This is a genomic window from Streptomyces sp. NPDC007088, assembly GCF_042869355.1.
GTDB lineage: Bacteria > Actinomycetota > Actinomycetes > Streptomycetales > Streptomycetaceae > Streptomyces.
Genome location: NZ_JBIAFO010000012.1, coordinates 175372 through 190363, shown reverse-complemented (window position 1 = coordinate 190363; position 14992 = coordinate 175372). Strand labels below are relative to the sequence as shown.

At 74.2% G+C, this 14992-nt stretch carries 12 protein-coding genes; 11 read left to right on the top strand and 1 reads right to left on the bottom strand.

The annotated features are described in order from the left end of the window. Positions 1-245: 245 nt before the first annotated feature. The 3 genes from ACFYMP_RS20805 to ACFYMP_RS20795 all read left to right on the top strand — a co-directional run bounded on the left by ACFYMP_RS20805 (position 246) and on the right by ACFYMP_RS20795 (position 6555). Positions 246-1055 carry an SGNH/GDSL hydrolase family protein gene (locus ACFYMP_RS20805; RefSeq protein ID WP_388859500.1) on the top strand — a complete coding sequence of 270 codons (810 nt, stop codon included), beginning with the start codon at positions 246-248 and terminating at the stop codon, positions 1053-1055. A 142-nt stretch (positions 1056-1197) separates the two neighbouring features. Continuing rightward, the gene (locus ACFYMP_RS20800; protein ID WP_388859497.1) at positions 1198-2382 is read left to right on the top strand and encodes an MBL fold metallo-hydrolase; all 1185 of its coding nucleotides are present in this window, start codon (positions 1198-1200) and stop codon (positions 2380-2382) included. An 828-nt stretch (positions 2383-3210) separates the two neighbouring features. Then, positions 3211-6555 carry a GH92 family glycosyl hydrolase gene (locus tag ACFYMP_RS20795; protein ID WP_388859494.1) on the top strand — a complete coding sequence of 1115 codons (3345 nt, stop codon included), beginning with the start codon at positions 3211-3213 and terminating at the stop codon, positions 6553-6555. A gap of 83 nt (positions 6556-6638) precedes the next feature. Here the strand turns inward: ACFYMP_RS20795 and ACFYMP_RS20790 are convergent, their stop codons facing one another. Continuing rightward, a complete protein-coding gene (locus ACFYMP_RS20790; protein WP_388859491.1) occupies positions 6639-7280 on the bottom strand; it encodes a hypothetical protein in 642 nt (213 codons plus the stop codon). A gap of 308 nt (positions 7281-7588) precedes the next feature. Between ACFYMP_RS20790 and ACFYMP_RS20785 the strand changes: the two genes are divergently transcribed. From ACFYMP_RS20785 to ACFYMP_RS20750, 8 genes are all read left to right on the top strand, one after another. Continuing rightward, positions 7589-9769 (top strand): ATP-binding protein, encoded by a 2181-nt coding sequence (locus ACFYMP_RS20785; protein ID WP_388859488.1) that lies wholly within the window; start codon positions 7589-7591, stop codon positions 9767-9769. A gap of 106 nt (positions 9770-9875) precedes the next feature. Then, on the top strand, positions 9876-10337 hold the full coding sequence (locus ACFYMP_RS20780) for a roadblock/LC7 domain-containing protein (RefSeq protein WP_388859485.1): 462 nt from the start codon (positions 9876-9878) through the stop codon (positions 10335-10337). Positions 10338-10348: 11 nt separating this feature from the next. Continuing rightward, the gene (locus tag ACFYMP_RS20775) at positions 10349-10720 is read left to right on the top strand and encodes a DUF742 domain-containing protein (protein ID WP_363143746.1); all 372 of its coding nucleotides are present in this window, start codon (positions 10349-10351) and stop codon (positions 10718-10720) included. Further along, positions 10698-11300, top strand: coding sequence for an ATP/GTP-binding protein (locus ACFYMP_RS20770; RefSeq protein ID WP_388859482.1), 603 nt, complete (start codon positions 10698-10700; stop codon positions 11298-11300). Before ACFYMP_RS20775 ends, ACFYMP_RS20770 begins: the two co-directional genes overlap by 23 nt. Then, positions 11297-11863 (top strand): GAF domain-containing protein, encoded by a 567-nt coding sequence (locus ACFYMP_RS20765; RefSeq protein ID WP_388859479.1) that lies wholly within the window; start codon positions 11297-11299, stop codon positions 11861-11863. Before ACFYMP_RS20770 ends, ACFYMP_RS20765 begins: the two co-directional genes overlap by 4 nt. 108 nt (positions 11864-11971) lie before the next feature. Next, on the top strand, positions 11972-12928 hold the full coding sequence (locus ACFYMP_RS20760) for an alpha/beta fold hydrolase (protein WP_388859476.1): 957 nt from the start codon (positions 11972-11974) through the stop codon (positions 12926-12928). A gap of 62 nt (positions 12929-12990) precedes the next feature. Further along, positions 12991-13386 carry an MmcQ/YjbR family DNA-binding protein gene (locus ACFYMP_RS20755; RefSeq protein ID WP_388859473.1) on the top strand — a complete coding sequence of 132 codons (396 nt, stop codon included), beginning with the start codon at positions 12991-12993 and terminating at the stop codon, positions 13384-13386. Between the two features lie 105 nt (positions 13387-13491). Further along, on the top strand, positions 13492-14937 hold the full coding sequence (locus ACFYMP_RS20750) for an MFS transporter (protein WP_388859470.1): 1446 nt from the start codon (positions 13492-13494) through the stop codon (positions 14935-14937). Positions 14938-14992 lie beyond the last annotated feature (55 nt).

Here is a 14992-nt window from a genome sequence, read left to right as displayed (position 1 = left end):
AGGACCGCACCGGCCCGCCCGCCCCGCGCCCCGCGCGGGGCGGGCGGGCCGAGGCGCACCCCGGGCGTTGCGCGCCCACGTCGCGGTGGCGACGGAAAAGCGACGACGACCCGTTCTCCGCCCCCCGTCACACCAGGCCCGCCCTATTCCTCAATTGGGCGAGATTTGACCGGTGGTCTTTCTCACCCCCCGTCAACCCCTGCCTACGGTGGCGTAGGTCACTCGGCCAGGTGAATGATGCCGAGGTGGCACAAGAATCGAGGTTCCCCCGTAGCAGCGCCCTTTCGGGAGAGGGCACCATCGCGTCGTACGCGGCCGTCGGCGACAGCTTCACCGAGGGCGTCGGCGATCCCGGCCCCGGCGGTGTCCTGGTCGGCTGGGCCGACCGGCTCGCCGTCCAGCTCGCCGACCGGCTCCCCGAACACGACTTCCGCTACGCCAACCTCGCGGTACGCGGCAAACTCCTCGACCAGATCGTCCGCGACCAAGTGCCCCGCGCCAAGGAACTCGCGCCCGACCTCGTCACCTTCGTCGCCGGCGGCAACGACATCCTGCGCCCCGGAAGCGACCCCGACGACGTCGCGGCCCGCTTCGAGAGCGCCGTCGCCGACCTGACCTCCGCCGTCGGCACCGTCCTCGTCGCGACCGGCTTCGACACCCGCGACACCCCGGTGCTGCGCCGGCTGCGCGGGAAGATCGCCACGTACAACGCCCATGTGCGCGCCGTCGCCGACCGCCACGGCTGCCCGGTCCTCGACCTGTGGTCGCTGCGCTCGGTGCGCGACCGCCGGGCCTGGGACACCGACCGGCTCCACCTCGGGCCCGAGGGACACACCCGGGTCGCCCTGCGCGCCGCCCAGGTCCTCGGCCTCGACGTACCCGCCGACCCGGAACAGCCCTGGCCGCCGCTGCCCCCGCGCGGCACCCTGGAGCACCGCCGCGACGACATCACCTGGGCACGCGACCACCTCGTCCCGTGGATCGGCCGCCGGCTGCGCGGAGAGTCCTCCGGTGACCACGCGCACGCCAAGCGCCCCGACCTGCTGCCCCTGTAGCGCCGCGCACCCGGTCCGACGCCCCGGGCCCCCGGCCCGTCCGGTCGGCCCGGCCCGCCGGGCGGCCCGCCCCGGGCCCCGCACATAATGGGTAGCCCACCGAGACGACGGGCAGCCCGCCCCGAGACCTTGAGGAGGCGCCGTGACCGACGCCCGTTCCCTGCGCTCCGAACTGCGCTCGCTGCGGCCCCTCGCCTTCGGCGCGGACGCCACCGGTGCCAGGCTGGAACGCATCCGGCGATCCCCGCACTTCGACCAGGCCCGCGGCGTCTTCCGCAACCCCGAAGGGCCGAAGGCCCCGCCGCCCGGCTCGCGCCTGGAGTTCCTCCAGAACTACTTCCGCAAGGACCAGCGCGCCCTGCGCGCCCCCGAGGGCACCCTCCCCGTCCACCCCACCACCCTCGCGGACCTCACGCGCGAGCCCGCCCCGGGGCTGCGCGTCACCTGGATGGGGCACTCCAGCGTCCTCGTCGAGATCGACGGCGCCCGCGTCCTGTTCGACCCGGTGTGGGGCGAGCGCTGCTCCCCGTTCTCCTTCGCCGGCCCCAAGCGGCTGCACCCCGCCCCGGTGGGGCTGGAGGCGCTCGGTCCCGTCGACGCGGTCGTCATCTCGCACGACCACTACGACCACCTCGACCTGCCCTCCGTGCGGCGCCTCGCCCGCACCGGCACCCTCTTCGTCGTCCCGCTCGGTATCGGCGCGCACCTGGAGCGCTGGGGGGTGGCTCCCGAGCGGCTGCGGGAACTGGACTGGCACGAGTCCACACGCGTCGCGGGCCTCGACCTCACCGCGACCCCGGCCCGCCACTTCTGCGGCCGCGGCCTGCGCAACCAGCAGCACACCCTGTGGGCCTCCTGGGTGGTCGCCGGCCCCGAGCACCGCGTCTACCACAGCGGCGACACGGGCTACTTCCCCGGCTTCGGTGACATCGGCACCGCGCACGGCCCCTTCGACACGACAATGATCCAGATCGGCGCGTACTCCCCGTACTGGCCGGACATCCACATGACCCCCGAGGAAGGCGTGCGGGCCCACCTCGACCTCCAGGGCGGCTCGCCCTCCGGGGTCCTGTTGCCGATCCACTGGGGCACCTTCAACCTCGCCCCGCACGCCTGGGCGGAGCCGGGGGAGTGGACGAGGGACGCGGCCGCGGAGGCAGGACAGGCGGTGGCGTTCCCCCGTCCGGGCCAGCCGTTCGATCCCGCGGGGGAGTTGCCGCGCGAGCCGTGGTGGCGGGCCGTGTCCCCGGCGATCGCGCGTCCGTGGCGTGCGGAGGGGGAGGCCGAGACGAGCCGGGGCGATCTCGACCTCGCCGGTGAGCGCTGACACCGCACCGCGTTCGCCGGCCCCGGCCTCAAACCGCCGACGCTCACCGGGGACCCTGTGAGCCGGTGGTCGTCCTGACCGCCGGGGGCCCCGGCCGGCCGGGGCAGTGCCCCCACGATCAACTCGGCTGACTCCCATACGGTGTCGGCTCACCGCCCTGGTGACTGGCCGGCCCCCAGGGCGGTTGCTTTCCCGGGGATGGCCGTCAGCCACGGGTTGTTGTCGCGGACGTACCGTCAGGAGGCGGGCGGTCACCGCGCCGCCGATCCCGGCACGCCGACCCCGCGCGCGCGGACTGCACGCGATCCCGGCCCGGCGGGCAGCGCCGTTCCGGTCGGCTTCCTGCCGCCCCTGCCGGCGGGCATCAGCTGCGGCAGTGGAGCGACGACACGACGAGAAACCGTGGCTCAGCCACGTCGCTTTGGGGTGTCGTTCGGACCTCTCCGTCGTCGCGGGGCTCCGGCAGGGCTGTGCCGGGTGGTCTCGTCCGCTGTGCCGGGTGGTCTCGTCCCAAGGGCGGTGGCCTGTCACCTCGCGAACCGCCCGGTAGTCGACGACGTCGGCCCCGGCCACCGGCAGGGCCTCGCCCCCGGCACCGGGCGAGCCGCGGTCGGCCGGGGACCGTGCGGCCCGGCGTGGTGGAAGTCGAACCGGGGATTCCGCCCCCTTGACACCGTCAGATCGATGGGAGGACCATCCGGTTCAGCTTTGACAACGTTGTCCCGGCGGTGGCCGCTTCGGGGCGGGGCGAGCTGTGGGTGTCGGACGACGCCCGCTGACGTGCCGTCAGGCGCAAGGCGGCTCCCGTCCGACAGAAGGGCAGGAAGAGTGTCCGACACAGTGACACGCCGCGGAGGCCCGGTGCGCCGGGCGGCCGGTGGCGTCGTGGTTCTGGCCCTCGCGGCCCTCGGCCTCTCGGCGACACCCGCGAGCGCGAGCCACGACCGTCCGGCCGTCGTCACCGACCCGGCCGCCCACGTCAACCCGTTGATCGGCTCGGCCAACGCGGGCAACACCTATCCCGGTGCCGTACGGCCCTTCGGGATGCTGTCCTGGAGCCCGCAGACCTCCAACGGGAAGCAGGTGTCCAACCCGGCGCCCGGCGGCTACCAGTACGACGCCAAGAAGATCCGCGGCTTCAGCCTCACCCACCTCAACGGGGTCGGCTGCTCCGGGGCCAACGGTGACGTGCCGATCATGCCGTACCCCGGGGAGGTGGACTCCTCGCCCACGGCCGACACCGAGGACGCGACGTACGCCTCGACCTTCTCCCACGCGAAGGAGACCGCCCAGGCCGGCTACTACAAGGTCGCGCTCGACAGCGGGGCCACGGCCGAACTGACGGCCACCGAGCGCACCGGCTCGGGCCGCTTCACCTTCCCCACCGGTAAACCCGCGAGCATGCTGGTGCGCGGCTCCAACGCCGAGTCCGGCAGCGCCGACGCGCAGGTCCACGTGGACCGCGCCGCGCACACCGTGAGCGGTTCCGTGGACGCCGGCAACTTCTGCGGACCCCAGAGCGCGAACAACCGCAAGGACCTCTACACCCTCCACTACACCGTCCACTTCGACCGGCCCTTCGCGAAGTCCGGTACCTGGAAGGACGGTTCCCTCAAGCCCTCCGCCACCTCGGCCACCGGCGGCACGGGCTACAGCTCCTCGGGCAACCCCGTCGCGGGCAAGGGCTCGGGCGCCTACGTCACCTTCCCGGCCGGCACCACCGAGGTCGGCGCCAAGGTGGCCGTGTCCTACGTGAGCGACCGGGGCGCCGAGGCCAACCTGCGCGCCGAGAACCCGCCGCACAAGAGCTTCGACGCGGTGCGGCACGAGGCGACACGGGCCTGGCAGAAGGCGCTGCGCACCGTCGAGGTCGGCGGCGGCAGCGAGGACCAGTACGCCACCTTCTACACGGCGCTCTACCACTCGATGCTCGAACCGACGCTCACCAGCGACAGCGACGGAACCTACACGGGGGCGGACAACAGGACACACCGCCTCGCGCACGGACAGCGCGCCCAGTACGGCACGTTCTCCGGCTGGGACCAGTACCGCGCACAGGTACAGCTCATGACGCTCCTGAACCCGAAGGCCGGGAGCGACTACGCCCAGTCCCTGTACAACTACGCCGGACAGCGCGGCGGCGAGTGGGACCGCTGGCTGCTGGAGCACGGCAAGACCAGCGTCATGTCGGGCGACCCCTCGGACGCGGCCCTCGCCGGCATCCTCGCGTTCGGCGGGCGTGACTTCGACGTCAAGGGCGCCGTCGCCTCCCTCGTGAAGGCGGCCACCGTGCCCACGGCCAACGACTCGGACAGCGCCGGCTGCAACGTGGAGTGCGTCGGTCAGCGGCCCGCGCTCGACCAGTACCTCAAGCTCGGCTACGTACCGGCCGACAACTGCCACTGCTGGGGCGGCGCCGCCGAGACCCTGGAGGACGCGGCAGCCGACTACGGCCTCTCGGAACTCGCGCGCGCGGTCGGCGACAAGGCCGCCCAGAAGCGGTTCCTCGACCGTTCCGGCAACTGGACGCACGTCTTCGACCCGACAGCCACCCCCGAGGGCGGATACATCCGTGACCGCAAGGCGGACGGCACCTGGGCGGGCACCTTCACCCCCGCCACCGGCGCCGGCTTCGTGGAGGGCACCAGCGCCCGCTACAGCTGGATGGTCTACTCCGACGTGGCCAGGCTGGCCCGCGCGATGGGCGGCAGGGACAAGACGGTCAAGCGCCTCGACGCCTTCTTCCGCGACGCCGACGGGGCGTTCGACTTCTCCGCGAAGGACGACACCCGCTACGACCCGACCAACGAGCCCGACATCAACACGCCCTACCTGTACGACTACGTGGGCGCCCCCTACAAGACGCAGGAGACCGTCCGCGCCGAGCTGGACCAGCTGTGGACCAACGCCCCCGGCGGCATCCCCGGCAACGACGACGCGGGCACCATGTCCTCCTGGTACGTGTTCTCCGCGCTCGGCGCCTACCCCCAGAACCCCAGCCGCGCCGACCTCGCGCTGAGCGCCCCGCTGTTCCCGCGCGCGGTGGTCCACGCCGGGCACGGCCGCACCCTCACGATCAACGCGCCGGGTGCCTCGAAGACCAACAAGTACATCCGCGGCCTGCGGACCGACGGCCGCAGCTCGCACAAGCCCTGGGTGCCCGCCTCCTTCGTGGAGCACGGCGGCACGCTCGACTTCACCCTCGGCAGCGAGCCCGACACCTCCTGGGGCAGCGCCGAGGCCGACGCCCCGCCCTCCTTCCCCGGCGGCGGCGACACCTATTTCACCGGTACGCGGCCCGGCACGGTGAAGACCGAGCCCGGCGGCGCGGACGCGAAGGCCGCCGTCACCGTGCAGACCCTCCAGGACAAGGCGGAGACCGTGCGCTGGGAGGCCACCGCCCCCGACGGGCTCAGCGTGACCCCCGCGAGCGGGCAGATCACGGTGCCCGGCGCGGGCTCCGCGGACGCGACGTTCTCCGTGGCCGCCGGGGCCGGCACGAAACCCGGCTTCTACTCCGTCCCCGTGACACTGAAGTCGGCCTCCGGGACCGAGCTGCCGAAGACCTCGCTGTCGGTGACCGTCGCGCCCAAGGACAGCCTGCTGTGGAACCTCAACAACCACGGGGTGTCCAGCGAGGACGGCAACGCCGACGGCAACTTCGACGGGGAGGGCTTCAGCTACTCCGCGAAGGCGCTCGCCGCCGGGGGCGCGAAGCCGGGCGCCACGGTCTCCTCCGGCGGCTTCGACTTCACCTGGCCCGACACACGGCCCGGCGACCCGGACAACATCGAGGTGACGGGCGGCGGACAGGTCCTCGCCGTCCCCGCGGCCCCCGGCGCCACGAAGCTGAGCCTGCTCGGCAGCGCCGCCGAGGGCAAGGCCAGCGGTACGGCGACGCTGACCTACACCGACGGCACCACGCAGCAGGCCGACATCGGATTCAGCGACTGGACGCTCGCCGCGGGAGCCGACCAGCCCTCCTTCGGCAACACGATCGCCGTGCACACCGGCTACCGGCTCGCCACGGGCGGCGAGCAGGACCCGGTGGGCGCCGAGATCTTCGCCACCGCGCCCGTACCGCTCCAGACCGGGAAGCAGCTCGCGAGCGTGACCCTGCCGAAGACCACCGACGGAGGCGTCCTCCACGTCTTCGCGGCGGCGACGGCCTGACCCCCACCGGCTCCGCGGACCGGGCGAGTGGTCGCCCGGTCCGCGGAGCCGGCCCCCAAGGGGGCTTCCCCTTCCTGCCCCTCCTACCGCTTCCCCTCCTGTGGCAGTTCGACGGTGCTGCACACCCGTACCAGCGCGGGGGTCCGGGGCGCCGAACCGAAACCGAAGGTCACCGGCGGGGAGAGCGGGCCCGGCGCGCCCAGATCGCGGCCGTCCAGCTCGGCCCGGACCGAGCGCAAGGAGTGCAGATCCCGCGCGCCGTACCACTCGCGCCGCCCGGCCCCCGCGCTGCCGAGCGTGCGCACCCCCGGCAGGAGACGGGCCGGCCCATCGCACAGACGCGCCCAGCGCCTGCTGCGGGCGAGCCGCGCCGGGACCACGCACAGCAGCCGGCCCAGCGGCGTCCGGCGGCCGACGGTCAGCCACAGGCGCAGCGGGCCCGCCGTCACGCTCCACCGCGCGCCCGCCACGTCCACCGCGACGGGCACCACCCGCACCCGGTCGAAGGTGTAGGTCGCGGCGACGAACTCGGCCACCCGCTGCGAGGGGGCGAACAACGTCCGCCGCCCGTCCGCGTCCTGGACCATGACGTCGCTGAACGGGCCGAACGGCGACCGGGGCCAGTGGCCGAGCACCAGCCGGGTGCCCGAGGTGGTGCCGACCCCCGCGATCCACCCGTCGAACAGCAGTCGTCCCCGCCGTACCCCGGCGCCCGAAGCGGTCATGGAGGACAGTGTGCCCGCTCGGGCACGGGACCGCCCTCCGGGGGCCGACCCCCACCCGGCCGGATCAAGCGTGCGAACGGGACGACGGCTCGCGCACGTGTGCCCACCGGGTTTTCGCTCATACGAACCGGCACTCATACCAGAGCGGGACCCTGCGCGTACGGGTTTGTCAACTGGTCGCGGCCCCTGTTCAGTTGGTGACTACTGTGTGTTTTCCGGCGGTCACCCGAGCAGGGGTGCCGTCGGCGCGGCAGCACGCACCCAGCAGGACTTCAGCAGGAGCCCCCACACCCGCACCGAGGACGCCGATGTCACACCTCCGCGCACCGGCCCCCCGCGCAGACCGCCGAGACGGCGGGGCGCGGCACGGCCGGCCGGGCAGCCCCCTGCCCGAGACGCACATACGGACCCTTCTGCTGCGCACCGCGGTCCTCCCGGCCGTCGCCGTGGCCCTCAGCGGAACCGCGGCCGTCCTCATGGTGCTCGGCGCGGGCCCGCACCCCACCACGGCCGTCCGGATCGTGCTCGCCGTGGCCGCGGCCGTGGCCGTCGCCGCCCTGTGCGGCGCCGTCCTCGCCGCGCGCCGCGCCACCCGCACCCTGCTGGACCGGATCGCCGTCCTGCGCAGCACCAGCGCCCGGCGCCAGAGCGAGCTGCGCGGGCTCGTCGACCGGCTGCGCCGGGGCGAGGTCACACCCGTGCGCGAGTCCTCACCGCGGCCCGATCGCGGAGGGGACGGGCTCGACCTGCTCGCCGACGAACTGGGGCGCTCGCACGACGTCGCGATGGCCTCGGTCGTGCAGGCGTCGAAACTCTCCAGCCAGGCCGGCAGCGATCAGAAGGTCGAGGTCTTCGTGAACCTCGCCCGCCGCCTCCAGTCCCTCGTGCACCGCGAGATCCAGCTCCTGGACGAGCTGGAGAACGAGATCGAGGACCCGGCGCTGCTCAAGGGGCTCTTCCACGTCGACCACCTAGCCACCCGCACCCGCAGGCACGCCGAGAACCTCGCCGTGCTCGGCGGGGCGATGTCCCGCCGCCAGTGGAGCCGGCCCGTGACCATGACGGAGGTGCTGCGCTCGGCCGTCGCCGAGGTCGAGCAGTACTCCCGGGTCAAGCTCGTGCCGCCCGTCGAGGGCACGCTGCGCGGTCAGGTCGTCGCCGACGTGATCCACCTGCTCGCCGAACTGGTCGAGAACGCCACCCAGTTCTCCTCCCCGCACACCCCGGTGCTGCTGCGCGCGGGGCGGGTCGCCGCGGGCCTCGCCGTGGAGGTCGAGGACCGGGGCCTGGGCCTGCCGGTCGCCGAACAGCACCGGATGAACGCGCTGCTCGCCGACCCCGATCAGGTCAACATGGCCAGCCTGCTCCAGGACGGCAGGATCGGCCTCTACGTGGTCGCCACCCTCGCCCGCAGGCACGGCATCGCCGTCCGCCTCCAGAGCAACATCTACGGCGGTGTGCAGGCGGTGCTCGTCCTGCCCGCCACTCTGCTCGGGGAGGAACCCGGGGAGCTCGAACCGGTCGCGGGCGACAACACCGCCCCGGCGATCCCCCTCCCGCGCGCCGAACGCCCGGCCTCGCCCCCGGCGCTCCCCGCACGGCCCGAACCGCGACCGCAGGCGGAGCCCGAACCGGCCCCGCCGACGACCGGGACGGGGCGGGAGACGGCGACGGGAACGACCTGGACGACGGGGATCGCCGCGACGACGGGGGCTACGGGGACTACGGGGACGAAGCGGGAGGAGACCTCCGGGACGGGGCCGGACAGGCGCTCGGTCACCAGTCCCGTTCCTCCCGCCGCGGCCCACCGCGCCCCGGAGACCGCCGCACGTCCGGGCCCCGTCGTGGAACAGACGCCCGACGCCAAGCGCACCCCCGTCGTGCCCCAGCGCCAGGCCCGGCGCGCGCCCGACGAGGAGACGAGCGAGGGCGCGCCACCGCCGCTGCCCGTCCGGGGCGCGCCGGGCTCGCACACCGCGCGCCGCGCCCCGTCCCCGGCGCCCGGCGCCGCGCCGCGCCGCGCCTCCTCCCCGTCGCCCCGCGCCTCCTCCCCGGAGTCCGCCGGGACCGGGCGTCCGTCCGCCCCCCGGCTCCCGGTGCGCGGCGTGGACCGGGAACGCCCGAACCCGGCCGAGGCCCGTCCCGGTATCCGTCCGGGCGAGCTGACACCCGTCGACACCCCGGGCGGCATCACGGCGCTCACCCTGCGGGACGGCACCCCGGTGGCCGGCCCGGCGGCCCGGCCCCCCGGACTGCCCCGCCGTCAGGCGCAGACACACATGGCCCCGCAACTGCGGCGCGGACCGCAGCCCGACCGCCCCGAGGACGACGCCTACGTCGGGCACGACCCGGGCCTGATGGCCGCCTTCCGTACCGGCTTCGGCCGGGGCGAGGCCACCGATCCGCCGGCCGTCCGCGTGCCCGAGCCGCGGCTGGAGGAGCCCCCCGGCACCGAGCACGCCGACCGGCCCCACCCGTCCACCGGCTGATGGCCCCACCCGCCCCCGCATCCCCCGGGCCGGCGAAGGACCGGCCCCCGCCCCCGCGCGGCGCGTGCCCCGACCTCCCGCCCCCGTACTCCAAGGAGCCGATCCCATGGCGAGCGAAGTGCCCACGGGCCATGCCCAGGACGTGACCACCGGCCATGTCTCCGACCTCGACTGGCTGTTGAGCGGCCTGGTGCAACGCGTACCGCACAGTACGAGTGCCGTACTGCTCTCGGCGGACGGGCTGGTCAGGTCCGTGCACGGACTCGACGTGGACAGCGCCGACCACCTCGCGGCCCTCGCCTCCGGGATCTACTCCCTCGGCCGCAGCGCCGGCGCGCGCTTCGCCGACGGCGGGGACGTACGCCAGGTCGTGGTCGAACTGTCCACCGCTCTGCTGTTCGTGTCCTCGGCGGGCTCGGGCACCTGTCTCGCGGTGCTCGCCGGGAACGAGGCCGACCCGGCGGTCCTCGGCTACGAGATGGCGATGCTCGTCAAGAGCGTGCGCCCCTACCTCGCCACCCCGGCGCGGCGCCCGGCCGTCACGGCGGCCCCGGCGAGGACCCGTTGAGGGCCCTGGCCGTGACGATCGGGCAGGACGGTCCGTGGCTGGACGACGCGGCGGGGCGGCTCGTGCGGCCCTACACCGTCAGCGGCGGCAGGACCGAACCCGCCACCAGATTCGACCTGCTCTCCCAGGTGCTCGCCACCGGTACCCCGGCCCCCGCCCACCTGGGACCCGAGCACAACCAGGCCCTCGGCCTGTGCGGGGCCCCGGCCTCCGTCGCCGAGCTGGCCGCGCAGTTACGGCTGCCGGTCGTGGTCACCAAAGTGCTGCTGTCCGACCTCGTGGACTGCGGCGCGCTCGTCAGCAAACCCCCGGACTCCTTCCACAACCCCACGGACCGGTCCCTACTGGAGGCACTGCTCGATGGACTACGACGACGGCTCTGACACCTTCCCCACGGCGCTCAAAATCCTGGTCGCCGGCGGCTTCGGGGCGGGCAAGACGACCTTCGTGGGCGCCGTGAGCGAGATCGCCCCGCTCAGCACCGAGGAGCTGCTGACCAGCGCCAGCGCCGAGACCGACAGCCTGGAGGGGGTCGAGCAGAAGACCACCACGACCGTCGCAATGGACTTCGGCCGCATCACCCTCGACCGCTCCCACGTCCTCTACCTGTTCGGCACCCCGGGCCAGGAACGTTTCTGGTTCATGTGGGACGAGCTGTCCGAGGGGGCGCTCGGCGCGGTCGTGCTCGCCGACACCCGCAGACTCCAGGACTGCTTCGCCGCCGTGGACTTCTTCGAACAACGCGGACTCGGCTTCGTCGTGGCCGTCAACGAGTTCGACGGCGCCCACCGCTACGACCCCCAGGAGGTGCGGGCCGCCATCGACCTGGCCCCCGAGGTGCCCGTGGTGCGGTGCGACGCGCGCATCTCCAGCTCCGGCATCCAGACCCTGCTCAAACTCGTCCAGCACCTGCTGACGAGCACCGAACCGACCGCCGCGAGCAGCCAAGGGGTCAGGGCGTGACCTTCGGCAGGCTGCTGCTCACCCCCGAGGACGCGCAGGCCCCCGCCCGGTTGGAGCGTCTGCGCGCGCTGGGTCTGGGAGAGCGGCCCGAACCGGCGCTCGACGCGGTCGCGCGGCGGCTCGCCGCCCGGCTCGACGTGCCCTACGCGGCGGTCAACTTCGTCACCCCCGCCCACCAGTTCCTCGCCGGACGACACCCCTGCGCGCGCCCCTCGGCACGCCGGACCCTGCCGCGCGACCACGGCTACTGCCCGTACGTCGTCGTACGCCGCAAGGCCCTCGTCCTGGAGGACGTGCGCCAGTTCCCGCGCTTCGCGAGCAACCCGGTGGTCTACCAGTGGGGGGTCCTCGCCTACCTCGGTGCCCCGCTCATGGACGGGGACGGCCTGGCCCTCGGCACCGTGTGCGCCGCCGCGCGCGAGCCCCGTACGTGGGGCGGCGAGGGACTCGACGTGGTGAAGACGCTCGCGGCGGAACTCGGCGAGGAACTCACGGGCAGGGCCCCGCGGACCCCGGCCGCGGACCCGGGTGCGGTGGGCCGGCCGGCCCACGTGGGGGCATGACCTCGCGTACGCGGGGGAGAGGGGGAGGGGCAGGCCGTCACCTGGCGTCCGCCGGGCCCCGCGCGGGCACGGCCGCCCCGTACCCCCACCGGAAGGAACCCGACCGCGATGAACAGTTCCAGCGCCGACACCGCCCGTACCCCCGGCGTCCTCCAGACCGGTGACGGAGTCGCCCTGGCCACGTACACCTGGCTGCCCGAGGCGGGGAGCCGTCCGCGCGCCTTCGTGCAGATCGCGCACGGCGCCGCCGAGCACGCCCAGCGCTACGACCGCTTCGCACGGCACCTGACCGCCCGGGGATACGGCGTCGTCGCCTCCGACCACCGGGGTCACGGGGCGAGCGCCCAGTCCACCGGGGGCTTCGGCGTCACCGGGGACACGGGTGCCGACACCTGGCGTGCGATCCTCGCCGACCTCAAGGCCGTCGGCGATCAGGTGCGGGCGCTGCACCCGGGCACCCCGCTGCTGCTGCTCGGCCACAGCCTCGGCTCGATGCTGGCGCGCGAGTACGCCCAGGAGTACCCGGACGACCTCGCGGGGCTGATCCTCACCGGTGCCTTCCGCTCCTTGCCCGGGGCCGAGCCGGAGTCCGCGATCGCCGCGCTGGAGGCGGAGATCGACACCCACGGCCGCGACCACCTCTCCTCCTTCGTGCCCGATCTCTTCGCCTCGTTCAACGACCCCTTCCGGCACCGCACCGGCTTCGAGTGGCTGTCGCGGGACGAGGCCGAGGTGGACGCGTACGTCGCCGACGAGCGCTGCGGTTTCCCGTTCTCCGCCGGGCTGTCACTGGACTGGGTGCGCGCCTCCCGCCGGGTCAACGACCCCGAACGCCTCGCCCGCATGCCGCGCGACCTGCCCGTGCACGTCGCCTCCGGCACCGAGGACCCGTGCAACCAGCGGATGACCCTGATCTACGAACTCCTGGAGGACCTGCGGTACCTGGGCGTCGAGGACCTCAGCTGGAAAGGGTACGAGGGGGCCCGCCACGAGATCCTCAACGAGACGGTGCGCGAGCGGGTGCACGCGGACCTGACCGACTGGCTGGACGCCCACGCGCTGTGAGCCCCGGAGCCCGGGGCCGGGCCGCGCAACGCGCTGTCGGTGCCGTGCTCTACGGTCTCGTCATGCCTCACGTCCCCTCCGCGCCCGCGCTCGGCTCCGCCGACCTCCGCGCGATCTGCCTCGCGCTGCCGGAGACCGTCGAGAAGACGGCCTGGTCCATGCCGACCTTCCGGGTCGCCGGGAAGATGTTCGTGACCGTGCCCGAGGACGAGACCTCCTTCGCGGTGCGCTGCCCGAAGCAGGAACGGGAGGAACTGGTCCTCGCCGAACCGCACAAGTTCTGGGTCGCCGAGCACGAGGCGTTCTCGGCCTGGGTCCGGGTCCGGCTCGCCGCTCTCGACGACGCCGCCGAACTGCGGGACATCCTGACCGACTCCTGGTGCCAGGCGGCCCCGCCGCGCCTGCGCGAGGCCCATCCCGCGCTGTGCCCCCGGCCGGAGACCTACGGCCCGGCCTGACGAACGCTCGTCCGCCCGCCGGAGTCACCGGCTCCTCCCGGCCCCCGCCGTGGCATGATCCACGCGAGGCCGCAAGGCCGACAGGAACGGGAGGACGCGGCACGGATGGCCGGAGAACCAGAAGCGCGGGACGTGGAGCCACGGACGTGGACGGGAGCGGCCCGGAGGGCGGCGCGCAAGGCGTCCGGCGCCAGCGGCGTACCTCCCGGGATCGCGGCCCCACCCCTGGGCGGTCCCTGCGACGAGCCCCTGCCCCGGGACCGGCAGCCGCTGTGGACCCGCGACTTCGGGCTGTTCTTCACCGCTCGCGCCGTAGCCAAACTGGGCGACACGATGCTCCCGGTGGCCCTCGCCACGGGACTCCTCCAGGAGGGGTACGGGGCGGGGGCGGTCGGCCTCGCCATGGCCTCCTCGGTGGCCCTCTTCGCCGGCCTGGTCGTCTTCGGCGGCGTCTTCGCGGACCGGTTCAACACCCGGCTGCTGATGATCGGCGCCGACAGCGTCCGCGTCGTGACGCAGTCCCTGGCCGCCGTCCTCTTCTTCACCGGGCACGTCGTGCTGTGGCAGGTCTGCGCGATCGGCGCGGTCAACGGGGCCGCCTCCGCCCTGTTCCAGCCCGGGGTGGCCAGTACGGTGCCCCGGCTCGCCGCCGACGTGCAGAAGGCGAACGGAGCCGTCCGGGTCGCCGAGTCGGTGGCCAGCCTGGGCGGTCCCGCCTTCGCCGGTCTCCTGGTCGGGTTCGCCTCCGCGGGCGGCGTCTTCGTCGTACACGCCGGCACCTATCTGGTCAGCGCCCTGTGCCTGATCGTGCTGCGGCTGCCCGCCGCCGCCCCCGGCACCGCGCCCCGCGCCACCCGGTTCCGCGCCGACCTCGTCGAGGGCTGGCACGAGTTCCGCTCCCGCACCTGGCTGTGGGCGGTCATCGCCGTGTGGGGCCTGTACATGGTCGCCGCCTGGGGCCCGGCGGTCCCGCTCGTGGCGACCTCCGTCGTCCAGGACCACGGCCCGAAGGCGTACGGACTGGTCAACTCGGCGCTCGGCGCGGGCACGGTGATCGGCGGACTGCTCGCCCTGCGGCTGCGCCCGCGCCGCATGCTGCGGGCCGGGGCCCTCGCGTTCTTCGGCGTGTGTCTCTTCCCGGCCGGGGTGGGCGCCGGCCTCCCGGTCGCGGGTATGGCGGTGTGCTCGCTCGTGGCGGGGGCGGGCTCCGCGTTCTGGGGCGTGATGTGGGCGACGACGGTGCAGACCCAGGTGCGCCCCGACGTCCTCAACCGCATCCACGCCTACGACGTCGCGGGCTCCCTCGCGCTGATGCCGGTCGGCCAGGCGCTCGCGGGTCCCGCCGCCTCCTTGTTCGGCACCGACACCGTCCTGCTGACCGGCGGGGTGGTGATCGTCGTGGCCGGTCTCACCCTCCTCGCCGTGCCCGACGTCCGGCGCCTGACCCGCGTCGACGCGCCACCGGAACGCCACGGCAACCTCGCACCCCGGCCACGCGGCCCCGAGCGCGCCCGCGACGACCGGGAGGCCCCGCCGACCAGAGCCGGCTGACGGGCCCGCCGACCGGGAGCCGGCCGCCGGGCCCGCCGAGTTCGCCGACCGTTCC

Bases quoted from the DNA above. Each gene is read 5' to 3' on its own strand.
- ACFYMP_RS20790 (WP_388859491.1), bottom strand. From the start codon at position 7,280: ATGACCGCTTCGGGCGCCGGGGTACGGCGGGGACGACTGCTGTTCGAC.
- ACFYMP_RS20785 (WP_388859488.1), top strand. From the start codon at position 7,589: ATGTCACACCTCCGCGCACCGGCCCCCCGCGCAGACCGCCGAGACGGC.
- ACFYMP_RS20780 (WP_388859485.1), top strand. From the start codon at position 9,876: ATGGCGAGCGAAGTGCCCACGGGCCATGCCCAGGACGTGACCACCGGC.
- ACFYMP_RS20770 (WP_388859482.1), top strand. From the start codon at position 10,698: ATGGACTACGACGACGGCTCTGACACCTTCCCCACGGCGCTCAAAATC.
- ACFYMP_RS20760 (WP_388859476.1), top strand. From the start codon at position 11,972: ATGAACAGTTCCAGCGCCGACACCGCCCGTACCCCCGGCGTCCTCCAG.
- ACFYMP_RS20755 (WP_388859473.1), top strand. From the start codon at position 12,991: ATGCCTCACGTCCCCTCCGCGCCCGCGCTCGGCTCCGCCGACCTCCGC.
- ACFYMP_RS20750 (WP_388859470.1), top strand. From the start codon at position 13,492: ATGGCCGGAGAACCAGAAGCGCGGGACGTGGAGCCACGGACGTGGACG.